The organism is Rhizobium skierniewicense Ch11 (assembly GCF_023757665.1).
Classification (GTDB): domain Bacteria; phylum Pseudomonadota; class Alphaproteobacteria; order Rhizobiales; family Rhizobiaceae; genus Agrobacterium; species Agrobacterium skierniewicense.
Window position 1 is genome coordinate 346,983 of the sequence record NZ_RXPG01000028.1, and the last position, 23,495, is coordinate 370,477.

Annotated in this window: 21 protein-coding genes; 5 read left to right on the top strand and 16 right to left on the bottom strand. The window is 58.5% G+C overall.

Annotated elements, in window-relative coordinates:
• Positions 1-4: 4 nt before the first annotated feature.
• The 3 genes from EKM04_RS18270 to EKM04_RS18280 form a co-directional block, all read right to left on the bottom strand.
• On the bottom strand, positions 5-1,645 hold the full coding sequence (locus tag EKM04_RS18270; protein WP_183896099.1) for an ABC transporter substrate-binding protein: 1,641 nt from the start codon (positions 1,643-1,645) through the stop codon (positions 5-7).
• A gap of 37 nt (positions 1,646-1,682) precedes the next feature.
• The gene (locus EKM04_RS18275; RefSeq protein ID WP_183896101.1) at positions 1,683-2,738 is read right to left on the bottom strand and encodes a dipeptidase; all 1,056 of its coding nucleotides are present in this window, start codon (positions 2,736-2,738) and stop codon (positions 1,683-1,685) included.
• 180 nt (positions 2,739-2,918) lie between these two features.
• Positions 2,919-3,590, bottom strand: coding sequence for a phosphoribosyltransferase (locus EKM04_RS18280; RefSeq protein WP_234910935.1), 672 nt, complete (start codon positions 3,588-3,590; stop codon positions 2,919-2,921).
• A gap of 116 nt (positions 3,591-3,706) precedes the next feature.
• Between EKM04_RS18280 and EKM04_RS18285 the strand changes: the two genes are divergently transcribed.
• Positions 3,707-4,879 carry a M20 aminoacylase family protein gene (locus EKM04_RS18285; protein WP_183896105.1) on the top strand — a complete coding sequence of 391 codons (1,173 nt, stop codon included), beginning with the start codon at positions 3,707-3,709 and terminating at the stop codon, positions 4,877-4,879.
• Positions 4,880-4,885: 6 nt separating this feature from the next.
• Here the strand turns inward: EKM04_RS18285 and EKM04_RS18290 are convergent, their stop codons facing one another.
• From EKM04_RS18290 to EKM04_RS18325, 8 genes are all read right to left on the bottom strand, one after another.
• The gene (locus EKM04_RS18290; protein WP_183896107.1) at positions 4,886-6,679 is read right to left on the bottom strand and encodes an adenine deaminase; all 1,794 of its coding nucleotides are present in this window, start codon (positions 6,677-6,679) and stop codon (positions 4,886-4,888) included.
• On the bottom strand, positions 6,676-7,602 hold the full coding sequence (locus EKM04_RS18295; protein WP_183896161.1) for a nucleoside hydrolase: 927 nt from the start codon (positions 7,600-7,602) through the stop codon (positions 6,676-6,678). The genes EKM04_RS18290 and EKM04_RS18295 overlap by 4 nt, the downstream gene beginning before the upstream one ends.
• A gap of 2 nt (positions 7,603-7,604) precedes the next feature.
• A complete protein-coding gene (locus EKM04_RS18300; protein WP_183896109.1) occupies positions 7,605-8,630 on the bottom strand; it encodes an ABC transporter ATP-binding protein in 1,026 nt (341 codons plus the stop codon).
• Entirely contained in the window at positions 8,623-9,402 is a 780-nt protein-coding gene (locus tag EKM04_RS18305) for an ABC transporter permease (protein WP_183896111.1), read from the bottom strand. Before EKM04_RS18305 ends, EKM04_RS18300 begins: the two co-directional genes overlap by 8 nt.
• Positions 9,399-10,226 carry an ABC transporter permease gene (locus tag EKM04_RS18310; RefSeq protein ID WP_174154035.1) on the bottom strand — a complete coding sequence of 276 codons (828 nt, stop codon included), beginning with the start codon at positions 10,224-10,226 and terminating at the stop codon, positions 9,399-9,401. The genes EKM04_RS18305 and EKM04_RS18310 overlap by 4 nt, the downstream gene beginning before the upstream one ends.
• A 272-nt stretch (positions 10,227-10,498) precedes the next feature.
• Positions 10,499-11,521 (bottom strand): ABC transporter substrate-binding protein, encoded by a 1,023-nt coding sequence (locus EKM04_RS18315; RefSeq protein WP_183896113.1) that lies wholly within the window; start codon positions 11,519-11,521, stop codon positions 10,499-10,501.
• Positions 11,518-12,576 (bottom strand): LacI family DNA-binding transcriptional regulator, encoded by a 1,059-nt coding sequence (locus EKM04_RS18320; protein ID WP_183896115.1) that lies wholly within the window; start codon positions 12,574-12,576, stop codon positions 11,518-11,520. The genes EKM04_RS18315 and EKM04_RS18320 overlap by 4 nt, the downstream gene beginning before the upstream one ends.
• 114 nt (positions 12,577-12,690) lie before the next feature.
• Positions 12,691-13,605, bottom strand: a complete 915-nt coding sequence (locus EKM04_RS18325) for a LysR family transcriptional regulator (RefSeq protein WP_174154038.1) — start codon at positions 13,603-13,605, stop codon at positions 12,691-12,693.
• Positions 13,606-13,701: 96 nt separating this feature from the next.
• Between EKM04_RS18325 and EKM04_RS18330 the strand changes: the two genes are divergently transcribed.
• The 3 genes from EKM04_RS18330 to EKM04_RS18340 all read left to right on the top strand — a co-directional run bounded on the left by EKM04_RS18330 (position 13,702) and on the right by EKM04_RS18340 (position 17,839).
• On the top strand, positions 13,702-14,889 hold the full coding sequence (locus EKM04_RS18330; protein ID WP_113495062.1) for an acyl-CoA dehydrogenase: 1,188 nt from the start codon (positions 13,702-13,704) through the stop codon (positions 14,887-14,889).
• 289 nt (positions 14,890-15,178) lie between these two features.
• A complete protein-coding gene (locus EKM04_RS18335) occupies positions 15,179-16,615 on the top strand; it encodes an NAD-dependent succinate-semialdehyde dehydrogenase (RefSeq protein WP_183896117.1) in 1,437 nt (478 codons plus the stop codon).
• Between the two features lie 117 nt (positions 16,616-16,732).
• A complete protein-coding gene (locus tag EKM04_RS18340) occupies positions 16,733-17,839 on the top strand; it encodes a DNA alkylation repair protein (protein WP_183896119.1) in 1,107 nt (368 codons plus the stop codon).
• Here EKM04_RS18340 and EKM04_RS18345 read toward each other — a convergent pair.
• The 5 genes from EKM04_RS18345 to EKM04_RS18365 all read right to left on the bottom strand — a co-directional run bounded on the left by EKM04_RS18345 (position 17,836) and on the right by EKM04_RS18365 (position 22,841).
• Complete coding sequence (locus tag EKM04_RS18345; protein WP_183896121.1) at positions 17,836-18,861, bottom strand: sulfate/molybdate ABC transporter ATP-binding protein; 1,026 nt, start codon at positions 18,859-18,861, stop codon at positions 17,836-17,838. The two genes, EKM04_RS18340 and EKM04_RS18345, sit on opposite strands and share 4 nt — an antisense overlap.
• Complete coding sequence (gene cysW / locus EKM04_RS18350) at positions 18,858-19,739, bottom strand: sulfate ABC transporter permease subunit CysW (protein ID WP_183896123.1); 882 nt, start codon at positions 19,737-19,739, stop codon at positions 18,858-18,860. Before cysW ends, EKM04_RS18345 begins: the two co-directional genes overlap by 4 nt.
• A gap of 3 nt (positions 19,740-19,742) precedes the next feature.
• A complete protein-coding gene (cysT, locus tag EKM04_RS18355; protein ID WP_183896125.1) occupies positions 19,743-20,564 on the bottom strand; it encodes a sulfate ABC transporter permease subunit CysT in 822 nt (273 codons plus the stop codon).
• Between the two features lie 70 nt (positions 20,565-20,634).
• On the bottom strand, positions 20,635-21,621 hold the full coding sequence (gene cysP, locus EKM04_RS18360; protein WP_183896127.1) for a thiosulfate ABC transporter substrate-binding protein CysP: 987 nt from the start codon (positions 21,619-21,621) through the stop codon (positions 20,635-20,637).
• A 146-nt stretch (positions 21,622-21,767) separates the two neighbouring features.
• Entirely contained in the window at positions 21,768-22,841 is a 1,074-nt protein-coding gene (locus tag EKM04_RS18365; RefSeq protein WP_183896129.1) for an enoyl-CoA hydratase/isomerase family protein, read from the bottom strand.
• Positions 22,842-23,129: 288 nt separating this feature from the next.
• On the opposite strand from EKM04_RS18365, the gene EKM04_RS18370 reads away from it, so the two are divergent.
• Complete coding sequence (locus EKM04_RS18370) at positions 23,130-23,366, top strand: DUF2934 domain-containing protein (RefSeq protein ID WP_183896131.1); 237 nt, start codon at positions 23,130-23,132, stop codon at positions 23,364-23,366.
• Positions 23,367-23,495 lie beyond the last annotated feature (129 nt).

Below are 23,495 nucleotides of genomic sequence, written 5' to 3' on the forward strand. Positions count from 1 at the left end.
CGGACTATTCCTTGGAGACCGGGAAGACATAGTTGGTGTCGAAGCTTGGTCCAAGCTTCAGACCCTTGACCTTGTTGGAGAAACCGGCAATTTCCGTCTTCTGTTCGATCACGACGAACGGACCGCTTTCCAGAACCTTACGCTGCAAGTCCTGATACATGGCCGCACGCTTGGCGTTATCCTTTTCAAGAAGCGCTGCCTGTGTCTGCTTTGTCAGCTCAGGAACGTCCCAGGCATTGCGCCATGCAAGCGTCTTGGTCTTGCCCTCATCCGAATTGTCATAGTTGATGGTGAAGGTCTCGGCATTCGAGTTGGGGTCGAAATAGTCCGAACCCCAGTCGCCGATATAGATATCGTGCTGACGGGCACGATATTTCGTCAGCGTCTGCTTGCCATCACCAGGAATGATGCTGAGCTTGATGCCGGCTTGCGCCAGGGTCTGCTGGATGTTCTCGGCAATACCAGTCACTGGCTGCGTGTTGCGCACATCCATGGTTACGGTGAAACCGTCCTTCAGGCCTGCCTTTGCCAGCAATTCCTTGGCCTTGGCCACATCGAGCTTGTAGGGATTTTCATCCAGGGCACCAAGCTGACCCTTGGGCAGGAAGGTCTGGTGAACCTCACCAATGCCCTTGATGATGGTGGCACCGATGCCCTCGTAATCGACCAGATATTTAAAGGCTTCCACGACCTCGGGCTTTTTCAGGTTCTCGTTCTTCTGGTTCAGGCCGAGATAATAGACCGTGCCCTTCGGTGCCGAGATAACAGTGAAGCCTTCTTTTTTGGAGACGGCTTCCATATCGCCGGGCTCAAGGTTACGGGCCACATCGATATCGCCATTTTCCAGCGCCAGACGCTGGCCCGAGCTTTCCTTCATATGGCGATAGACGACGCGCTTGAGCTTTGGCTTCTCGGCATAATAATTCGGGTTGGCTTCCAGAATAACCGCTTCATTGGCCTTCCAGCCGAGGATTTTGTAAGGGCCGGAACCGGCGTAACCGGTCTTCAGGAATTCGTTGCCGAAATCGCTTTCATATTTGTAATCGGCGCTTGGCGTCACAGCCTTGGCCTTTTCCATCACAAGCTTTTTGTCAACGACGGAGGCAACCGTTGCCGTCAAAACGTTGAGAACGAAGCTGGGCGCATAGGCCTTGTCCACCGTCAAAACGAAGGTATTGGCATCCGTAGCCTTGGCCTTTTCCGTGACGTTATCGCCCGTGAGACCGAACTGGGTCAAAAGAAATGCCGGAGATTTATCCAGCTTGACGGCGCGTTCGATGGAGAAGGCGACATCGTCTGCCGTGACGGGATTGCCGGAGGCAAATTTGAGGTCGGGCTTCAGCTTGAACGTATAGGTCAGGCCGTCTTCGGACGTCGTCCAGCTTTCGGCCAGATCGCCCTTCACCTTCGACGTATCAGTGATATCGATGGAGACGAGCTTGCTATAGGTATTGCCGGTAACCTCCGCAGTCGTGATTTCAAACGCCTCGCCCGGATCAAGCGAGATGATGTCATCAATGGCGAAACCCTCGACCAGCGTGTCGGCAGGCGTTGCCGCAAAGGCCTGCGGGGCGGCAAGAGAAAGCATCGAAAGAGCCACGCTTGTGGCAAGAATGCGGGCGGCTTTGTTGAGCGATTTGTTCATCGTCTTCCCCTGTTTGTATCTTTATGTCTACTCGGTCTTAGGCCGGTTCGTGCCAGGCCTGAGCCAAAACGCGCAGCCAGTTTTCCCGGCAAATTTTAGCAAGGTCTTGATCAGCGTAGCCCGCAGATTTCAGCGCCGCAACAAGATTATTGTTGCCCTTGGCATCCCGGATTTCCGCTGGAATGGTCGCACCATCGAAGTCGGAACCAAGCGCCACACAATCGATGCCCATGCGTTCGACCATATAATCGATATGCTGGACCATGGCGGAAAGCGGGGTATCGGCATCCTCACGCGCATCCGGGCGCAGCATGGTGACAGCGTAGTTGAGACCAACAAGTCCGTTGCTCTCCTTGATGGCGTCCATCTGCTTATCGGTGAGATTGCGCGCGACCGGCGTCAGCGCATGCGCGTTGGAGTGGCTGGCGATCAAAGGCTGGTCGGTGGTCTTTGCCACGTCCCAGAAACCCTTTTCGGTGATATGCGCGAGATCGATGAGGATGCCGAGCTGGTTGCAGCGTTTCACCAGCTCGAAACCGGCATCGGTCAAGCCCGGTGCAGTATCGGGCGACATGGGATAGGCGAAGGGCACGCCGTGGCCGAAAATATTGTGACGGCTCCAGACGGGACCGAGCGAACGCAGGCCTGCGGCATAAAACACATCCAGCGCATCGAGATCGGCGGCGATCGGCTCACAGCCTTCCATGTGCAAGACGGCGGCGAAGATGCCGTCATCCATGGCTTTGCTGATCTCGGTCGTTGACCGGCAAAGCTTCCAGGCGCCGGCCTGATCGAGACGCAGCGCGATCGCTGCCTTCTCCAATGCGATATCCAGCGATGGCTGACGTTCCAGCGGGGCTGCAAGCGGAGTGATATAATGCCCTGACGCGTCTGGCGCCTTGAGGATCAGATCACCGGAGGGAATGTAGATGGCACAGATGCCACCCGCCAATCCGCCTGCCTTGGCGCGCGGCGCATCGATATGGCCTTCAACGGTGCCCTGCACGAATTCCGCGACGGGATCGCTTCCCGATTTGGCATTGCGCCATAACCGCAAGAGCACATCGTTATGACCGTCGAACACACGTTGCATGCAAGAATTCCAAACAGAAAGTTCGTATTTTTATATTTGAAGCCATGGGCTTAGCGGGATGCTTGATGCCGTATCAAATGGTTGGCGATGATCCTAGGCCCATCCTTCACGGCTTCGCAAGTCAAAAAATATGCAGGATGAAAAAATGAACATTCGCTGCCTACCGGCGATTGGTAACAGTCAGAAATGCCACCCGTCACCTGTCTTTTTGAGCATCGGCGTTCGGAAAACGCCCCGCACTTTATCAGGCCAGCGGGTGTCGGCACTGGCCAGTTTTTCCACCCACCTGTCGGATTGCAGCATGGCCGCGCCGATGACCACGGGCTCGATGCTGGAAGCGGCCAGAAGCGAAAGACCCGCGACAATAGAGGTGCCGCTGGAAATCACATCATCCACCAGCGCAACCCGCCTGCCCTCCAGAAGCGGCAGCATGCGTGGATCGATATAAAGCCGCTTCTCTTGCTGTGTGGTGATAGATGACATCGGCACCGACAGCGCGTCCAGATACCAGAATTTGCGCGACGTTCCGAGCGGCACATAGCGGCTATGGCCAAGGCGCTTTGCCACCTCGGCCGCAAGCGTTAGACCGAGTGTGGGAAGGCCAACCACGACATCGATGTCGAAGTTTTCAAGCTTTTGCGCCAGATCGTCGGCCAAGGCTTCGACAATGGCAAACGACGCCTGATTGACGATGAGGGATGCAAGCGCGTGTTCCCCATCCGCCAGCGGACGGATTGGCAGGCGCAACTGCCTGCCATCGTCGAGCGTGACCGGGAAAAAGCCGGGATGGGGACTGGTAACGTCGAAACTGCCGGGCGGATGGATATCCTGCCAGAATTCGTGCGGCTTCATGACCATTCCTTTCGCGGCAATAATATTCCTGTTTTCCAGGCTGCTTCCTATTAATTTTCAGAGACTTCTGCACTAGAAAAAGATGCGTGTTTCGATATTGCAAGGATATGCCGCCCATGACCCCGCTTGCCCGGTTCGGTAACGACCTGCCCTTTCTGACCACTCTGCGGCGAGACCTGCACGCCCACCCGGAGCTTGGCTTTGAGGAAGAGCGCACAAGCGCGCTGGTCGTCAGGCACCTGGAAGAGGCGGGTATAACGGTTCATCGCGGCCTGGGCAAAACCGGCGTCGTCGGCACGCTTCAGGTCGGCAATGGCACGCGCCGCATTGGCCTGCGCGCCGATATGGATGCGCTGGCCATGCCTGAGATCGCTGACCGTCCCTATCAATCGACCGTGCCCGGAAAAATGCATGCCTGTGGCCATGATGGCCACACGGTGATGCTCCTGGGTGCCGCCCGCCATCTGGCCGAAACCCGCGATTTCTCCGGCACGGTGCATTTCATCTTTCAACCCGCCGAAGAAGGACGCGGCGGCGCAAAACGGATGGTTGAGGACGGGCTGTTTGATCTTTTCCCCTGTGATGCCGTCTACGGCCTGCACAATATGCCAGGGCTGGATGTGGATGAAATGGCCGTCGTCGAAGGGCCGCAACTGGCCTCGTCCGATAGCTGGCGCGTGATGTTCCAAGGTGTGGGCACCCATGGCGCAAAGCCGCATCTGGGGCGCGACCCGATTACAGCAGCGGGAAGCTTTCTGGCAGCCCTGCAAAGCATTGTCGGACGGGTGGTCGATCCGTTGCAACCGGCCGTCGTCAGTGCCTGTTCGGTGCAGGCGGGTGATCCGAAAGCGCTGAATGTCATCCCCGATCTCGTCGAAATCGGTGGCACGGCAAGGGCCTATTCGGCACATGTTCGCGACCAGCTGGAAGAGGAAATCGGCAGGTTGGCAACGGGTACCGCCGCCATGTTCGGCATAGAGGCAAATTACCACTTCATCCGCCGCATTCCGCCTGTTATCAATGATGCCGATACGACGCGGCGGGCGTTGAAGGCTGCGCAGAGTGTTTTCGGTGAAAGGACGCGAACCACGTTTCCGCCTTCCACCGCCGGCGACGACTTCTCGTTTTTCGCAGCACACGTGCCGGGCTGCTACGTCTGGCTTGGCAACGGCCCCGCCGTGGACGGCGCGCTGCACCACAACACGTCCTATGATTTCAACGACGATGCGATTGCGTCTGGCGTCGCGTTCTGGACCACATTGGTGGAGCAGGAACTGGCGGCTGAATGACTGCCCTTACTCCATAACCTCGATCACCGGGGTTTCCATCACCCTCCCCGTCAGCACGTCGGCAATGCCCATGTCCGTCTGGTGCGGGCCTATGTTGCAGGCGAGTGTAGCGCCGAAGCAGGCTTTGAAGACGAGATAGGGTGGCTGCCATTCCACGATCTGGCCAACCGCGTCGCGCACGGTTTCGAAACCGGCGGCGATGTCGCTAAGGGGTGCGCCGGAGACGAGGCCAGAGAGCGGTAGCGGCAGCATCGCTGTAACCTTGCCGCCGGACGCAACGGCCATGCCACCGCCTGCCTTGATGACGGCGTTGGCCGCAACCGTCATATCATCCACATTGCCCCCGAAGACCGTGAGATTGTGGCTGTCATGGGAAACCGTGGTAGCGAAAGCACCGTCCCATTTGCCCCAACCGGTCAGAAAACCGGTTCTGGTGACGGGATCGGCCTTGCCGTGGCGGTGGGTGACCGAAATCATCGTTGTGCTCTCGGGCGGCACCACGAAACCATTTTCAACGGCGGCTTCCGCCTCCCCCCATTGGGTGAAACGCGGTTTGTCGATGGTGGCCAGCCTGACCCTGTTGCCCTCGGATTTGACCTTGAAATCAGACGGCGAGCGCGGTGTCAGTTTCACAGAATGCTGGAGGGGTGCGGCGTCCATCTCGATGAGATCGACCAGCATCTTGCCAGCTTCTGCAACAAGAGTACCGCTGGCCAGCACATGTCGTGCGGAGAATTGCGACAAGTCTTCGAAGACGGCGATATCCGCCCGACGCCCAGCAGCGATGAGGCCGAGATCGTTGCGCTGCAGACGCGTGGCCGCATTGAGCGTAGCGGCGCGCAGTGCCCATTCGGGCTTCAGGCCATATCGCACCAGCCGCCGCACCACATCATCAAGGCCGCCGCTTTTCAGAAGGTCATCCGGAAAAACATCATCGGTGCACAATGTGATGGTTTGCGGCAAATGGCCGAGCGCGTTCAGGGCTTCCACGAATTCCGGCAGGAGATGGTCGTGCGAACCGCGCAGCTCTATCGCCAGCCCCGCCCGCAGCTTGACGATCAGATCGGCAGCCGATGTCAGCTCGTGATCGGAGGTGATGCCTGCTGCCATGAAGGCGTTGAGATCAGCGCCCTCAAGCCCTCGCGCATGGCCGCAGATCAGTTTGTCGGAAAACAGGCCTTCCTGGAGAATGGCGCTCATGCGCGGATCTCGTTCGATAACGCCGCGCATGTTCATGACTTCGGCCACGCCGCCAATTTCCGGCCAGAACAGCATTTCGACCATCGCAGAGGCATCGAAATCCGCACCTGCCTGCTCCAGCCCCGGTGCGGACGGCACGGACGACGGGGCGAGGAGAACAGCCCTCAGCGGCAGACCCTTGGCAGCCTCCGCCGCCCAGCGTACGCCATCGATGCCGTGGACATTGCCGAATTCGTGCGGGTCCCAGACGATGGTGGTGACGCCACGCGGCACGACGGCACCGGCATAGGCCGCCGGTGTCACCATGGAGCTTTCCACGTGCATATGGGTGTCGATCAGGCCTGGCGAAACATAGGCACCCGTCGCATCGAGAACCTTTGCAGCATCCGTGCGGGTGCCCGCCTCATGAACGCTCGCGATCAGCGGCCCGACAATGCCGATATCAGCGGGGCGACGCTCGCCCGTCACGACATCGACAAGTATGCCGCCGCTGATCAATATATCGAAAGGCTGGTCGCCGCGTGCTGCCGCCACGGCACGGGCGCGCAACGTATTTTCGATCATCCCGTCACGATCAACGATGATGGCTTGCTCTCTCATCGGCTAGCCTCCTGAAGCAGGGCATCAAGAATAATGGATTTCGCACGGATTGCATCGACCGTCTCTGCGTATTGCGCATTGAATCGTGACGCATGGGCGGCGCGCGCTTCGACCACGGTTCGGCCACGCGTCAATGCGCCGTGAACCTCGACATTGATGCGCGCATTTTTCCAGCCGATGCAATCGGGCGCCACAAGAGCCACCGCCGCACAGGGATCGTACAGCGCCATCGCATCGCGCCCACGGCTTGTTGCGATGGCGATGAAGCCTTCCAGCATATCGGCGATCAAACCGACATTGCGGCCAGCCGCTGCGCGAATGGGCGCGATATCGGACATATCCGCCGTCACTTTGCGGCAGAGATCGAGATCGACCATCCGCAAGGGAAGACCGTGTGCGATGACGATAGAAAGCGCTTCGGGATCGGCAAAAGCGTTGAACTCGGCAGAGGCGGTATGATTGCCAGCCGTCACGCCACCACCCATCCATACGAGCTGCGTGATGCGAGCGGCAAGATCGGGTCTTGCAAGACAGACGGCGGCGATATTGGTGAGCGGTCCAAGCGCGAGAGCGCGTTTGTCGGCTTGACCGTCGGCCAGCCAGGTGCACAGGGCCGTGAAAGCATCGCTGTAGGGCAGATCGGCGGCGTCGGGTAAGCCTGCGCCAATAGTGGGAATTCCGGTATCCCCAAGGATCGTTTGCGCGGTTTCGAGCTGTCCGAGCACGGGTCGCTCCCGACCTGAGTGAATGGGAAAGCGCCAACCGAAGGCAGCGGCGGCACCGGCTGCGTTTTTGCTGACCTGCTCAAGCGGGGCATTGCCGAACACCAGCGACACGCCATCGATCTGAAGCCCATGAGACGTGACCACCATGATGGCGGCGATGTCATCAAACCCCATATCGCAATCGATCCAGATACCCATGCTCAACGAAACACCTTCAAACTTGCTGCTTTCTTGACAGGCAGATCGAATGCGAGCGCCGTGCCGATATCTTGCACCGGCAGCGCGGCATCGACCTCTGCCTTGATGGCCCCGAGGGGCGTATCCAGCAGATACTCCCGGGTGTTGCCCGCAAAAGATGTGCCGCGCACGGTTCCCTCGAAGGGTCCTGACCCGAGGGTGACCATCCGCGGCCTCCAGGCCAGTCCGGCCACATTTGGAACCGCGCCAGAAAGGGGGACGCTTCCGTTATCGGTCTTGAGCAAGCCAGCCTCCAGACGGAAGATGTTTTCAAAGCCGACGAAATCGGCCACGAAGGACGAGATCGGCGCGTTGTAGATATCCTCCGGCGTGCCGATCTGCTCGATGGCGCCGTTTTTCATGACAACGATCCGATCGGCCAGCGCCAAGGCCTCGATCTGGTCATGGGTGACGAAAATCATGGTGACGCCGGTTTCCTTCTGCACGCGTTGAAGCTCGGTGCGCATGTCAAGCCGCAGCCTTGCATCAAGGTTGGACAGCGGCTCGTCCAGAAGCAGGACCTTCGGGTCCATGACCATGGAACGGGCAAGCGCCACGCGCTGCTGCTGACCGCCGGACAATTCCGCCGGTTTGCGGGAAGAAAAGCTCGAAAGACCGACGGATTTGAGGCCGGACGCGACCTTGCCCTCAAGAGCCGAGCCCCTCATGCCCTTCAGCTTCAAACCGAAGGCGACATTCTCATAGACCGTCAGGTGCGGAAACAGCGCGTAGGACTGGAACACCAGGCCAACCGCCCGTTTGTTGGCGGACACGCGGGTGATATCGACACCATCGAGATCGATCCGGCCACCAGCCACCGGCATCAGCCCGGCAATGGCCCGCATCGTCGTGGTCTTGCCGCAGCCGGACGGGCCGAGCAACGCCAGCAACTCACCCTTGCGGATGTCGAGATTGAGGTCCTTCACGGCAACGGAGTTGCCATAGGCCAGCGACAGGTTCTGGAGCGACAGATAATTTGCGTCAGACATAACGGGAGAACCCCAGAAAACGTTCGGCCATGAAAACAATGCCGATGGACAGGAAGGCGAGCAGCGAAGACAGAGCTGCAACGGATGGGTCGAAGACGATTTCCATGTAGCCGAGCATATCGATAGGCAGGGTGCGCACACCGGGACCGGACAGGAACAGCGAGACCGGCACCTGGTTGAAGCTGGTCACGAATCCCAGAATGAAGGCCGAGAGAATGCCACCCCTGATATTCGGCAGCACGACACGGAAGAATGCGCCTGTTCGAGATGAGCCGAGGAGAATAGCTGCCTCCTCGATATCGGAGCGCAGATTGGTAAGGCTGGCCGAGACCACGCGCACCGCATAGGGCAGGATCAGCGCGGTGTGAGCCAGAAACAGCGCCAGCGTGATGCCGATGCCAAAGGGCACGACGAAGTAGCGCAGCAACGCCAGGCCAACGATGATGCCGGGAACGATGATGGGGGCCGAAACGATGGTTCGGATGGTTTCCGAAAACGGCAGCTTGTAGCGCGACATGGCGTAGGATGCGGGGACGCCGAGGATCAGCGCGGCGACTGTGCCGCCAATGGCAAGGAACATCGACATGGCAAAGCTTTCGCGAAAACTTTCGACGGTGAAGACCTTGGCGATCCATTTCAGCGAAAAGCCCTGCGGCGGGAATGCCAGCGTGTCGCCTGCCGAAAACGAGGCCGCGACGATGATGAGGAACGGGCCGATCAGAAAGCCGATGACCAGCGCGAGCGTGAGCGGAATGAAGAGGTTCCGGGTCATGTCTTGTTCCTTGCCGTGGCGATGCGCTTGAGCAGGATGTTGGCCGCAAAGCTCATGACGATCAGAATGAAGGCGATGACACTCGCGGCGACGAAGTTGTTGGACACCGTCACCTGCTGGTAGAGCAGCGTTTCCAGCATCAGAACCTTGGAACCGCCCAGAATGGCGGGCGTGATATAGGCCGTCAGCGAGCCGGTGAAGACCAATGTGCCACCCACGACGAGACCTTCCCTGGTCAAGGGCAGAATGACCTTCCAGAATACCTGCAACCAGTTGGCGCCCAGAACCCGCGAGGCGGCGATGACATCTTTCGGCATGTTTTCCAGCGCGCTGATGAGGGAGATGATCATCAACGGCAGGAACAGTTGCAAAAGGCCGATGAAGACCGCCGTTTCGGAAAACAGGATGCGGATCGGCGCATCGGTCAGCCCCACCAGTTTCAGCACCTCGTTGACCATGCCGGTGCGCCCGAGAATGACGATCCACGCATAGGTGCGGGCCACGGGCGAAATCATCAACGGCAGAATGACAAGGTTGATCATGTGCCCCTTGGTGCTGGCCGACAGGTTGACGATAGAAAAAGCAGCCGCATAACCAATGATGGCGGAAACCACCGTCACGATAGCCCCGAGCTTCAGTGTGCGCAGAAAGACAGCACGGTTTAGCGGATCGAAAAAGAAATCCACATAGGCCTGAAACGTCCATCCGTCTGCAGTTCGAAACCCTTCCGACAGAAGAATGAACACGGGCACAAGGAATACCACCGCCGCGAAGATCGCGGCCGGCAAGGCCAGCGCCAGGGCTTCAGCCCGGTTTTGAAACATGGAGTCTTCTCCGGTGTTGAAATGTCTCCGCCTTCGCTCGGCAGAGGATTTGTCGTTGAGCGGCAGCGGGTGCCAGCCCCCTCTGCCCTGCCGGGCATCTCCCCCACAGGTGGGGAGATTGGATAGCGGCACACGTTTAGGCCATCTCATACGTTGAGACAGGATGGATGTCGGTGCATCCTGCTGATCTCCCCCCTTGTGGGGGAGATGTCCGGCAGGACAGAGGGGGGGCGACGTGCGCCAGCACGTAGTCCCCACACCTGAAACCGTCCTTACTGACCGACCTTCGCGTTCCACTCCGACAGCCACTTGTCGCGGTTATCCAGCGTCGTTGCGGACGGAATGAGTTGCAGGCTCTTCGCCGTTTCCTCGCCATAGGTGATGTTGTTGGCGACCTCGTCGGAAACCTTGACCTCCTTGTTGGTCGGGCTATCGACCAGCTTTTCAGCCAGCGCCTTCTGCACGTCCGTCGACAGCCAGAAGTCCATGAACTGGAGCGCCAGATCTTCGTTTTTGCCGTTCTTCGGAACAACAAGCACATTCATGCCGCCGGTCTGGCCTTCCTTCGGCGTTGCCCATGCCAGCGGCAGGTCAAGTTTGGTGAAGGGCGCCCAGGAGAAACGGCCGATGGGTGCTGCCCAGATTTCTTCCTGCTGCATAAGCTGCACGAGTTGCGAGGACTTGACATAGAAGGTGACGATCTCGTCCTTCTTGTTCCCCACGGCTTCGATGGCACCCGACAGATCCGGCGTGTCCTTGCCGATGGCCTTGCCGAGCATGTAGAGCGCTGGCGGCCCCTGATTGGTGGTGACATTCGGGAAGGCGACGTGGTCGACAACACCGTCCTTCAACAGATCGGCCCATGACTCGATCTTCATCTTGTCGGTGCGGTAGACGATGGAGGTGGCGTAGAAATTGACACCAACGCTCATGCCATCGCCATTCGGGTCCTTGGCGATGTCATAGAGCTTCTCGACATTCGGCACCTTGGACGTGTCGATCTTCTGGATCAAATCCTTGCGGGTAGCGGACAGCGCATCGGCCATGGAAACGATAGCGAGATCAACGACCGGATTGGTCTTGTTGGCTTCCATCTTGGCCAGACGCTCGACACTGTTGCCGGTTTCGACCACCAGCTTGCAACCGCATTTGGCTTCGAACGGCGTATAGACCAGTTCCTTGAATTCGTCCTGCGCAAAGGCATAGACCGAAATGGTCAGCGTCTTGTCCTGCCCCTGGGCCGCGCCCATGGACAGCATCAGGGCGGTGCCGGATGCCAGAATGATCTTTTTCATGATGCGAGTTCTCCTGCTGTCGAGGTTGTGTTGGCGGCCTGCTTCTTGTTGTTTGGACCGCAAGAGCGTCTGACAATGAGCTCCATTGCGACTTTCGAGATATCGGCGACAACGCCTCCTGACAGGGGGCGATCTTCCGCGTCGATACTGCGCACCAGCGCCGTAATCGCCAGATCGGCGATCTTCGCCATATCCATGCGGACCGTGGTCAAAGCTGGTGTAACGACGGGTGCCCAGATGAGGTCGTCAAAGCCCGTAACGCTGGCCTGTTCCGGCACATTGATACCATCACGCTGCAATTCGGTGAGCGCGCGCAACGCATGAAGATCCGACACAGCCGCAAAGGCGGTAGAGCCCTGCATCACCTTTTGGGCGACGCCGAGCGGGCACCCTGCCCCGTTCCGCTTTTCCAGAGACGCGATCCACAGGGTTTGCGTCTGTGCACTGCTGCCGAGGCCGGACCTGATGCCGCCGATACGGTCATTCTGAACGTTGGAATCCGGATTGTTGCCAATGATGACCACGTTGCGGTGGCCGAGTTCCGCTAGGTGACGGCCGATCTGAAAACCACCATCCCAATGATCAGCCGAAACAGTGTTCCCGGGTGTAGAGGGCGAATCGATGACCGCCACCGGGCAATCGACATTGCCGATGCGGGTGCCGCGTCGTGGCACGACAACCATACCCTCGACGCCGCGCTCGATCAGACGGTTGATCGCTTGTGTCTGTTTAGCAACGTTACCATGAGAGTCCGCAATCAATACGCCATAACCGGCGGCGTCGGCGGCCTTTTCGATGGCCTGAGCGATTTGCGGGAAAAGCGGATTGGCAATATCGGGCAGGACGAGACCGACAACACCGCTTCTGCCGGTGCGAAGCGCGCGACCGGCGATGCTGGGCACATAACCCAGCTCCTCGGCCTTGACGCGGATTTTCTCGGAAAGCTCTGTGGAGACCCGCCCCTTGCCGGAGAGCGCATTGGACACGGTCGCCGCTGATACACCGAGTGCCGACGCGATTGCCGCCAGATTTGCCCCTGCACGACCCGAGGTCATGATTATCCCCATGATTAAACGTTTAATCAAGCTAATTTGAATTGGCGTTTTTGTCGAGTCGTCAAGCTTGGGATTTTTGGGCTGGAGACTTAAGTCGAGGAAACGAGTGCGAAATTAAAATTCGCCTTGCGCACGAAACGCCTCGACTTCCGCCAGCAGCCACTGTTTGAACAACACGACGGGCGCGTGATTGATGCGGGAAAGCGGCGCGACGGCATAATAGGAGCTGGGGCTTTTGACCTGATGATCAAAGGCGGCGACCAGTTGCCCGGCTTTCAGCTCGATATCGATCAGAAACAGCGGCATGAGCGCCACGCCCAACCCGGCGATGCAGCCTTGGGCGACGCTGGAGAACTGTTCGAACCGCATGGCGGGTGCGTTTTGCGCCCCGAGGCCAAGGCTCTGAAACCAGTGATCCCAGGCGCCGGGGCGCGATGCCATATGCAGGAGCGGCAGGGTGGAGATATCCTGCGCCTTGACAATGGGGTGCGCCGCCAGAAAGGACGGGCTGCACACCGGCGCCACCATCTCATCCATCAAAAACGTGCTTTCCGCCGCTGGCCAATCCGGCTGACCGATATGGATGGCCATATCCAGACCTTCCTTCTCGAAATCGAATTGGCCGATACGGGTGGCGAAATTGAGCGTGATTTCCGGGTGCGCCGCCACAAATTTGGGAATACGTGGCAAAAGCCACCGCGTGCCGAAAGTGGGCAGCATGGCAAGGTTCAGCCTGTTGCCATGCGTTTTGGTCATAATCTGCAAGGATGCGGAACGGATATCGCCCAGCGCCGTGCTAATGGCCTTGGCATAGGTCTGGCCCTCGGCCGTCAACGAAACGCCGCGCGCGCCACGCTCGAACAGACGCACGCCAAGTTGGTCTTCCAGCGACAGAACCTGCCTGCTGATCGCCCCTTGCGTCAATGACAACTCATCAGCCGCCAGCGAAAAACTGCCCAGCCGCGCCACGGAATCGAAGGCGGCAAGAGCGCTGGTGGAAGGTAGAAGTTTGCGGCTGAGCGAGGTCATGCCGCATTCCTAACGGTAATAGCAAAATGAGTAAACATGGCTTGCCGCGACGCTGCCAAATGCCAATAATCCCGACAGCAATTTTGGAGATTTACCGTGAGCGAACGCACAGCATTCAATTGGCAGGACCCGTTTCTTCTCGAGGACCAACTGACCGAAGACGAGCGGATGATCCGCGATACGGCAGCCGCCTTTGCTCAATCGGAGCTTCTGCCACGCATCAACGAAGCCTATCTCTCTGAAAGTTCTGAGCCTGAGCTGTTCCGTCTGATGGGCCAGACCGGTCTTCTGGGCGTGACGCTTCCTGAGAAATACGGTGCTGCCGAAGCAAGCTATGTGGCCTACGGCCTCGTGGCCCGCGAAGTCGAGCGCATCGATAGCGGCTATCGCTCGATGATGAGCGTGCAGTCCTCCCTCGTCATCTACCCGATCTTTGCCTATGGCTCGGAAGAGCAGAAGGACAAATATCTGCCCGGCCTCGTGTCCGGCGAATTGATCGGCTGCTTTGGCCTGACCGAGCCCGACGCCGGTTCTGACCCGAACGGCATGAAGACACGCGCCGAAAAGATCGAAGGCGGATATCGCCTGCGCGGCTCCAAGATGTGGATTTCCAATTCGCCCATCGCAGACGTCTTCGTTGTCTGGGCGAAATCCGAAGCACATGACAACCAGATCCGTGGCTTCGTGCTGGAGAAGGGCATGAAGGGACTGTCTGCGCCCAAGATCGGCGGCAAGCTGTCTCTGCGTGCATCGATCACCGGCGAGATCGTCATGGATGGCGTCGAAGTGGGTGAAGACGCGTTGCTGCCGAATGTTTCCGGCCTCAAGGGTCCGTTCGGCTGCCTCAACCGCGCCCGTTACGGCATTTCCTGGGGCGTGCTGGGTGCCGCAGAAGATTGCTGGTTCCGCGCTCATCAGTACGGCATGGACCGCAAACAGTTCGGCAAGCCGCTGGCCGGCATGCAGCTTTATCAGAAGAAGCTGGCCGACATGCAGACGGAAATCACGCTCGGGCTACAGGCGTCGCTGCGCGTCGGTCGTCTGTTCGACGAGCATAAGATGGCGCCGGAAATGATCTCTATCGTCAAGCGCAACAATTGCGGCAAGGCACTGGATATCGCCCGCCAGGCCCGTGATATGCACGGCGGCAATGGCATTCAGATCGAATACCACGTCATGCGCCACGCCCAGAATCTGGAAACGGTCAACACCTATGAGGGGACGCATGATGTGCATGCGCTGATCCTCGGCCGCGCCCAGACCGGCATTCAGGCTTTTTTCTGAGATTTGACGACAAAACGCAAACCGGCGATACCCATCGCCGGTTTTTTGCTGCATTGCGAAGATAAAATCATACTTTTCCCGCCCTAGACGGTTGAAACCGCCGTCGTGTGAATTAATATAGGGGTGTCATTCATCGTCTCTGGCAAATCCATTTGCCATATCCGGTATCGTTGCCTTCGATTGTCCCGCCACGGAAGACATGTCATGCAGCGCCGGTAAATTCCGAGACCGCAGTTCAACGCCAAGCATCGGCACGTTGCCGGTGGGTCAAGTTACGAAGGTATTTCTCATGCACAGCTATCCCGACATCAAGCTTCTCATCAACGGCGAATGGCGCGACGCGCTTTCCGGCAAGACCATTGCCGTGTCCGACCCGGCGACAGACGAAATCCTCGGCAACATTGCACACGCTGAAAAGGCCGATCTTGATCTGGCGCTGGATGCTGCCGACAAGGGCTTCAAGGTCTGGCGCGAAACATCGGCCTATGAGCGGTCCAAGATCATGCGCAAGGCAGCCGACCTGCTGCGTGAGCGCAAGGACACGATTGCCTGGCTGATGACCCGCGAACAGGGCAAGCCGCTGGCCCAGTCCGCCATGGAAGTCATGGGCGCCGCCGACACGATCGACTGGTTTGCCGAAGAAGCCCGCCGCACCTATGGTCAGGTGATTCCTGCCCGCGCAACCGGCGTTTCGCAGCTCGCCATCAAGGTTCCGGTTGGACCTGTTGCCGCGTTTACACCGTGGAACTTCCCGATCAACCAGATCGTGCGCAAGCTGTCCGCAGCGCTCGCCGCCGGTTGCTCGATCATCGTCAAGGCTCCTGAGGAAACACCGGCATCGCCTGCTGAACTCATCCGCGCCTTCGTGGATGCAGGCGTTCCCGCTGGCGTTATCAACCTGGTCTATGGCGTACCCTCGGAAATCTCCGAATACCTGATCCCGCATCCGGTCATTCGCAAGATTTCCTTCACGGGCTCCACGCCAATCGGCAAGCATCTCGCAGCGCTCGCCGGCACGCACATGAAGCGCGCCACGATGGAACTGGGCGGCCACGCGCCTGTCATGATCTTCGATGATGCCAACATTGAAAAGGCCGTCGAAATCATGGCGATGTCGAAGTTTCGCAATGCCGGTCAGGTCTGCGTTGCACCGACACGCTTCCTCGTACAGGTGGGCGTTGCCAGCCAGTTCCTTGACGGCTTTGTCAAAGCCGCTGAAGCTGTCAAAGTCGGCAACGGTCTGGAAGATGGCGTCACCATGGGCCCCCTCGCCAACGAGCGTCGCATCCCGGCGATGGAAGCGCTCATTCAGGACGCCGTCACCAATGGCGCGGAACTGAAGACCGGCGGCAAGCGCATCGGCAACAAGGGCAACTTCTTCGAACCAACCGTGCTGGCCAACGTTCCGACATCTGCCAAGATCATGAACGATGAGCCGTTTGGTCCTGTTGCCATCGTCAACACGTTCAAGTCCTTCGATGACGCGATCTCGGAAGCCAACCGTCTGCCCTTCGGCCTTGCTTCCTTCGCCTTCACAGGCTCGGTCAAGACTGCCCACGAGCTTGGCCGTCAGGTCGAGGCTGGCATGCTGACCATCAACCACAATGGCCTTGCCCTGCCCGAAGTCCCCTTCGGCGGCATCAAGGATTCGGGCTACGGCACCGAAGGTGGTTCAGAGGCCGTTGGCGCCTATCTGGAAACACGCTTCGTCAGTCAGATGAACTGATTTTCGGCCGCCTTGAGCTGAAATTTTAAAGTCCGGCGTTTCACGACGCCGGGCTTTTCATTTGCAAAATTTCACGCATATCACTAAGAACAAAGAAGGAACTTCGGGGGAGGATACATGGCAGCGGCAAATGATACGGCAGCGCCAGCACTGAAGGAAATCTTCAACCGCGAGCGACTGCGATCTATCGCTTCTGAAACAAAAGCCGTTTATCCAGCCTTTGATGAAGAGGCGTTTCTGGCACTAGCCGAAGCCAACCTCGATACACTCGGTATCATGAAGCGCATGCGCCAGGTGGCCACCAGCCTTCATGCCACTCTGCGCGGCGACTATGTGCGCAACCTCGAAATCCTCGCATCACTGGCACCGCGCATCAACCACGGCTTTACCTCGATTTCCCTGTCGGAATATGTGGCACTCTACGGCCTGGAGCATTTTGATGCCTCCATGACAGCGCTGAAATTTTTCACGCGCTTTGGCTCGTCGGAATTCGCTATACGTCACTTTATCCTCGCCGATATGCCCCGTGCGCTGGCGACCATGGAGGAGTGGTCGCGAGATGAAAACGAACATGTGCGGAGATTGGCCAGCGAAGGCTGCCGCCCGCGTCTGCCATGGTCATTTCAGATCAAGGCGCTGATCGAAGATCCTTCGCCTGTCGCCACCATTCTTGAAAACCTCAAAAGCGACGATGCGCTCTATGTGCGCAAATCCGTGGCCAACCATCTGAACGATATCACCAAGGATAATCCGCAATGGGTTCTGGAGCGCATCTCCACGTGGCCCAAGGACAACAAGCATACCGCATGGATCATCCGGCAGGCGTTGCGAACCTTGGTGAAGAAGGGCGACGTTTCGGCGCTCGCGCATCTTGGCGCGCATGAAAAAGCGGAGATTGCGATAGAGGCGTTTCAGGTGACGCCAGATGCATTACCACTTGGCGGCGCTGTCCGGATTTCGGCATCGCTTCGCTCGAAATCCGGACAGCCACAGAAACTGGTGATCGACTACGCCGTTCACTACGTGAAGAAAGGCGGCGGCACCTCACCCAAGATTTTCAAATGGAAAGAGCTGAGCCTTCAACCGGAAGAGTGTTGCACACTCTCCATCAGCCGCGCCATCCGGGATTTCACAACCCGCAAGCATTATCCTGGCCTGCACCTGATACAGCTGATAGTGAATGGCGAGGCGTTGGCCGAAACGACGTTCGAACTCAGCGCTTAACCCGCCGGAAAAATCTTGGCGCGGCGAATGACGATGTGGCCGTGGTCACCTGCTTCAACGGTCGTTTCCGGGGGAACATCGAATTCCAGCAGATCGCCCTCCGTCGTCGAGGCGATGACGCGCCGGTCGCCTGCGCGGTCCAGCACGCGGGTCACCTGCGCCGGAATGCCATCATGCAGGTTTCCCCACTCCAGATCATTGGGGCGGGCGTAGATGTCGACCGGGCCGTCGCCCTGGCTATAGGCGAAGGGCACTTCGGCTGAACCGACGAAAACCTTGCCCGCGCGGGCGGTGCCGGAGATGCGGTTGGCATCGCCCAGGAAACGCATGACGAAGGACGAGTTCGGCTGGCGGCAGACCTCTTTCGGTGTGCCCTGCTGCACGATCTCTCCCTGGTTGAGAATGACCACGCGGTCGGCCAGATCCAGCGCCTCTTCCTGATCATGGGTGACGAAGATGGTGGTGATGCCGAGTTCTCTGTGGATTTCGCGCAGCCAGCGGCGAAGATCGCGCCGCACATTGGCATCCAGCGCGCCGAAGGGTTCATCCAGCAGCAGCACCTTTGGATCGACGGAAAGAGCACGAGCCAGTGCGACGCGCTGGCGTTGACCGCCGGAAATCTGCGAAGGGAACCGTTCACCCAACCCATCCAGCTTGACCAGCCGCAGCAACTCGTCAACGCGCGCATCGATGGCGGCCCTGTCGCGCTTGACCTTGGAGACCTTCATCCCGAAGGCGATGTTTTCGTGGAGCGTCATATGCGGGAAGAGCGCGTAATGCTGGAACACGAAACCGACGCCACGGTCGCGCACCGGAATGTTGGTGGCGTCCTCATCGCCGAAATAGATATGGCCACCATCGGTATATTCGAGCCCGGCGACCATGCGCAGGATCGTCGTCTTGCCCGATCCGGACGGACCGAGGAGCGCCAGCAACTCGCCGCTTTCGATATCCAGCGAGACATCGCGCACCGCACGAAAACGATCGAAGGTCTTCACCACATTTTCGAGACGGATTTTCATGCGCTAATCTCCGGTGCGGCAGCGGTTTTCCTCGCGCCACGGCCTGCCCCGCGCTTTTCCAGCGCGACCTTGGCAATGATCGTGACGACGGCGAGAGCCGCGAGGATGGATGCCGAGGCGAAGGCGCCAGCGGCCTGATAATCGTGATAGAGCAGCTCGATATGCAAAGGCAGCGTGTTGGTCTGGCCGCGAATATTGCCGGATACGATCGACACTGCACCGAACTCACCCATCACACGCGCGTTGCACAGCACGACGCCGTAGAGCAGCGCCCATTTGATGTTGGGCAGGGTAACAGACCAGAAGGTGCGCCAGCCGGATGCACCAAGCGATGTCGCCGCTTCCTCAAGATCACGTCCCTGCGCCTGCATCAGCGGGATCAGTTCGCGTGCCACAAAGGGGGCGGTCACGAACATGGAGGCCAGCACGATACCAGGCAGGGCAAACAGCACCTTGATGTCATAGGCCGCGAAGAACGGACCAAGCAGGCCTTGCAAACCGTAGACGAAGAGATAGGCGACGCCTGCCACGATGGGCGAGATGGAAAAGGGAATTTCGATGAGGACGAGGAGAAAGCGACGGCCTCTGAAATCGAATTTGGTTATCGCCCAAGCGGCGGCAATGCCGAAGGCGGTATTGACCGGCACCGCAATCAGCGCCGTGATCACCGTCAGCATGATGGCGTGGCGCGTATCGGGGTGATTGATGGTCGCCGTATAGGTCTTCCACCCCTGAGAGAAGGCTTCGACGCCGATGATCAGCAAGGGCGCGACGACAAGCAAGGCACCCATGATCAGAACGAAAGCAATCAGCGAGCGGCGCACGAGAGGTGCGTCACCCACGCGAGGCGGCTTACGGCGAAGGGAATGAGCACTCATGGGTTAGCTCCTCCCCGTATAACGCATGGCACGCGTTTGCAGAACATTGGTGACGGCGAGCATGACGAAGGCCGTGAGCAGCAGCACCGAGGCGATCGCGGCTGCAGCCTGATAATCATATTCCTCCAGCCGGATGAAGACGAGAAGCGACGTGATCTCGGTTGAAAACGGCTGATTGCCGGCGATGAAGATGATCGCGCCGAACTCGCCAAGGCTACGGGCAAAGGACAGCGACAGGCCAGCCAGAATGGCAGGTGTCAGCAGGGGTAGAATAACCTTTCGGAAAATCTCGAAATCCGAGCCACCCAGAGACTGCGCCGCCTCTTCCAGCGCCGGGTCCAAATCTTCCAGCACAGGCTGCACCGTACGCACGATGAAAGGAAGGCTGGTAAAGGCCATGGCGATGATGATGCCAAGCGGGGTGTAAGCCACCTTGATACCGGCATGGGCAAGGATCGAGCCGAACCAGCCGTTTCCGGCAAACAGGGCCGTCAGTGCGATGCCCGCGACAGCGGTGGGCAGCGCAAACGGCAGATCAACGATCGCATCGACGATACGGTAGCCCGGAAAGCGGTAGCGGGTCAGCACCCATGCCAATGCGAGGCCGAAGACGACATTGAACAGCGTGGCCACAAGAGCGCACAGCACGGTGACGCGGTAGCTTGCGACGGCGCGCGGTGACGAGATGATGGCCCAATATTCGGCAGGGCCCAGACTGGCCGCCTTGAACACCAGTGCGGCCAGCGGCAGGACGACGATGATGCCGACATAGAGAAGGGTCACGCCGAGCGACAATCGCAGCCCCGGCAAAACATTGCGTCTCAAACCCGTCCCCTATCATGCAAAAGCGACCCGGCGGGAGGCCCACCGGGTCAAGCGAACCCAAAATCAGCAATTAACGGCTGCCGTAAAGCGTATCAAGCACGGCACCGGATGCGAAGTGCTCTGTCTGGATCTTGTCCCAACCGCCAAAGACATCGTTGACATTGACGAGGCGTATCTGTGGAAACTGATCCTTGAATTCGCCCGCGACCTTTTCATTGTGGACGCGGTGACCGAACTGCGCGGCAATGCGCTGGCCTTCCTCGGTGTAGAGGAAATCGAGATAGGTCTTTGCCAGTTCACGCGAACCCCGCTTGTCGACCACCTTGTCCACGACGGCCACGGGGAATTCCGCGAGAAGGCTCACCGATGGAACGACACTTTCGACTTTGTCCTTGCCATATTGCTTGGCGATACCACGTGTTTCAGCCTCGAAAGTGATCAGCACGTCGCCCACTTCACGCTCGACAAAGGTTGTGGTGGCAGCGCGGCCTCCGGTGTCGAAGACAGGCGTGTTGGCAAAGATCTTCTTGATGAAGTCCTCAACCTTGGCTTCGTCGTTGTTGAACTTTTCCTTCGCGAACGCCGTCGCTGCCAAGTACGTGTAACGGGCGTTACCAGATGTCTTGGGGTTGGGGAAAACGAGCTTCACATCGTCCCGGACAAGATCGTCCCAATCCTTGATGTTCTTGGGGTTTCCAGCACGAACGAGGAAGGACGGAAACGAGTAGAAGGGCGATGCATCATTCGCGAAACTCTTCTTCCAATCGGCAGAAACGAAGCCCTGCTTCACCAGAAAATCGATATCCGTCACCTGGTTGAAGGTCACGACGTCGGCTTCCAGACCCTCGACGATGGCGCGCGCCTGCTTGGATGTTCCCGCATGCGACTGATCGACGGTTACGCCCGGATGCACCTTGACGAAGGCTTCGTTTTCGGCGGCAAAAACCTCACGCGCCACGTCATAGGACGCGTTGAGAAGCGTTTTCGGCTCCTGCGCCGAGGCAGAGGTCGACAGAAGCGCTGCGACAGCAGCACCGATAAGCATGATCCGTTTCATGGAATTCCCCACAGCACAAATTGTACCGGCAAGATAAGGAAGCGCTATTCAAGCTGCGAGGAATGGCGCTACGCACCGCAAGTGGATTTTAGAATGTTTTGCTGCAGCGACAGTCGAAGTCGAACATATGTTTCGCGCCGCAAAAATCACAGGCGATGATCGCGAAACAGGGGCGGTTCTGTGGCAACAAAATATCGATCAAGCTGCGCATCACTGACCTGCGCCAAGGTGTCGGGACGCCATGAGGGCTGGCGATCCTTGTCGATGAGCGCCGCACGCACGCCCTCGTAAAAATCATGGTTGCGCAACACCGCGCAACCCGCAACGAATTCACGTTCCAGACACTCGACCAGACCAGAACTCTCCCGTCCCAGCCGCAAAAGGAGCAAGGTCAGCTTGAGGCTGGTCGGCGAGCGCGAGTGCAGGGCTTTGAGCGTCTCTCGTGCGAAATCACTCTTGGTCGATGCCAAGGCATCGATGATATCGTCAACCGTGTCGAAGCCGAACGCCGTATCGATCTCGCTCCGGTGAAAACACAGAAAACCGTTTTCTTCCGGCCTGCTGGAAAAACCTTCGATGACGGCACCGATATCAGCGGCAAACGAGACCTTAGCCAGTGCATGCACCAGCTCCGGCAGTCGGTGGGACGCGACATGATAATCGGCAAGACCCGCATAGATCGCGTCGGCTGCGCCGATCTCGCGCCCGGTCAGTCCAAGCCAGCAACCCACTTCGCCTGGTGCCCTGGGCAAAAGCCATGTCGCGCCGACATCGGGGAAATAGCCGATGGCAGTTTCCGGCATGGCGAGGCGGGTGCGTTCCGTGACGATCCGATACCGGCCATGGGACGAAATACCGACGCCACCGCCCATGACGATGCCATCCATCAGCGCGATATAGGGCTTGGGATAATGGGAGATCGTGTCATTCAGCGGAAACTCATCCCGCCAGAATCGGGTGCGGTCCATCTCGCCAGCTGATTTCATGGCATGGATCTGGCGCACATCGCCGCCAGCACATAAACCGCGCTCCCCCTCGCCGGATAAAATCACGCATGTTATGGCGGCATCGCGTGCAAAAGCGTCAAGCCCAGCCTTCATGCCTGACACCATTGCCTGGTTGAGACTGTTGATGGCTTTCGGTCTGTTGAGGCGGATCAGACCGGCATGACCGCGTGTTTCGACGATGACCTCATCTGTCGTTGAGCTCTGCTGCACCATGTCTCCTCCTCAAAAGCATTGCGCTGCAACAGCAATGTGGAGGACGAAGGAACTTCACGCAACATTTATCGTTGGGTATGCAACACCGGAAGCAATCGAATGTTTGAAATTGCTCGACAAACAGGAATGCCAGAGCTCTTGCAGTGCAGCAAATTAACTTGACGCCCCTGAGAATCATGGCATGTAATATTTTGGTAAAATACCGGCGCGCTCATTTTTTTTAAGCGTTGCAGCCGGCGCATTCAGACAGCCATCCCATGGCTGATGACATTCTAACGGGAGATAGAAATGCCGGTTTCAGAAAATGATTGGATCAGCAAACGCGCCTACACCCTCTGGGAAAAAGATGGGCGTCAGCATGGGCGTGATGCCGACCATTGGGAGCAGGCCAAGCAGGAATATGCACTGTTGCAGAACTCGAAGGCCACCAAGCCAGCACACCGCAAAAAGGCAGATGTGAAACTGGCCCTTGCTACCGAGGCCGCCAAACCAAAGACCAAGTCCCGCAAGTCAGCGCAGAAATAAGTGTCCTCCCACGCAAATGACACGCCAACCAAAAAGCCCCGCAAGCGGGGCTCAGACTGCTGACAAACCCGCCGATTTTTGTCGGTGGGTTTTTGCGTTTTTGGGCTTCTCGTTCAGGTGGTGTTTTCG

Excerpts from the sequence above, each read along its gene's own strand:
- EKM04_RS18270 (WP_183896099.1), bottom strand. The coding sequence starts at position 1,645 with ATGAACAAATCGCTCAACAAAGCCGCCCGCATTCTTGCCACAAGCGTG.
- EKM04_RS18275 (WP_183896101.1), bottom strand. The coding sequence starts at position 2,738 with ATGCAACGTGTGTTCGACGGTCATAACGATGTGCTCTTGCGGTTATGG.
- EKM04_RS18280 (WP_234910935.1), bottom strand. The coding sequence starts at position 3,590 with ATGAAGCCGCACGAATTCTGGCAGGATATCCATCCGCCCGGCAGTTTC.
- EKM04_RS18285 (WP_183896105.1), top strand. The coding sequence starts at position 3,707 with ATGACCCCGCTTGCCCGGTTCGGTAACGACCTGCCCTTTCTGACCACT.
- EKM04_RS18290 (WP_183896107.1), bottom strand. The coding sequence starts at position 6,679 with ATGAGAGAGCAAGCCATCATCGTTGATCGTGACGGGATGATCGAAAAT.
- EKM04_RS18295 (WP_183896161.1), bottom strand. The coding sequence starts at position 7,602 with ATGGGTATCTGGATCGATTGCGATATGGGGTTTGATGACATCGCCGCC.
- EKM04_RS18300 (WP_183896109.1), bottom strand. The coding sequence starts at position 8,630 with ATGTCTGACGCAAATTATCTGTCGCTCCAGAACCTGTCGCTGGCCTAT.
- EKM04_RS18305 (WP_183896111.1), bottom strand. The coding sequence starts at position 9,402 with ATGACCCGGAACCTCTTCATTCCGCTCACGCTCGCGCTGGTCATCGGC.
- EKM04_RS18310 (WP_174154035.1), bottom strand. The coding sequence starts at position 10,226 with ATGTTTCAAAACCGGGCTGAAGCCCTGGCGCTGGCCTTGCCGGCCGCG.
- EKM04_RS18315 (WP_183896113.1), bottom strand. The coding sequence starts at position 11,521 with ATGAAAAAGATCATTCTGGCATCCGGCACCGCCCTGATGCTGTCCATG.
- EKM04_RS18320 (WP_183896115.1), bottom strand. The coding sequence starts at position 12,576 with ATGACCTCGGGTCGTGCAGGGGCAAATCTGGCGGCAATCGCGTCGGCA.
- EKM04_RS18325 (WP_174154038.1), bottom strand. The coding sequence starts at position 13,605 with ATGACCTCGCTCAGCCGCAAACTTCTACCTTCCACCAGCGCTCTTGCC.
- EKM04_RS18335 (WP_183896117.1), top strand. The coding sequence starts at position 15,179 with ATGCACAGCTATCCCGACATCAAGCTTCTCATCAACGGCGAATGGCGC.
- EKM04_RS18340 (WP_183896119.1), top strand. The coding sequence starts at position 16,733 with ATGGCAGCGGCAAATGATACGGCAGCGCCAGCACTGAAGGAAATCTTC.
- EKM04_RS18345 (WP_183896121.1), bottom strand. The coding sequence starts at position 18,861 with ATGAAAATCCGTCTCGAAAATGTGGTGAAGACCTTCGATCGTTTTCGT.
- cysW (WP_183896123.1), bottom strand. The coding sequence starts at position 19,739 with ATGAGTGCTCATTCCCTTCGCCGTAAGCCGCCTCGCGTGGGTGACGCA.
- cysP (WP_183896127.1), bottom strand. The coding sequence starts at position 21,621 with ATGAAACGGATCATGCTTATCGGTGCTGCTGTCGCAGCGCTTCTGTCG.
- EKM04_RS18365 (WP_183896129.1), bottom strand. The coding sequence starts at position 22,841 with ATGGTGCAGCAGAGCTCAACGACAGATGAGGTCATCGTCGAAACACGC.
- EKM04_RS18370 (WP_183896131.1), top strand. The coding sequence starts at position 23,130 with ATGCCGGTTTCAGAAAATGATTGGATCAGCAAACGCGCCTACACCCTC.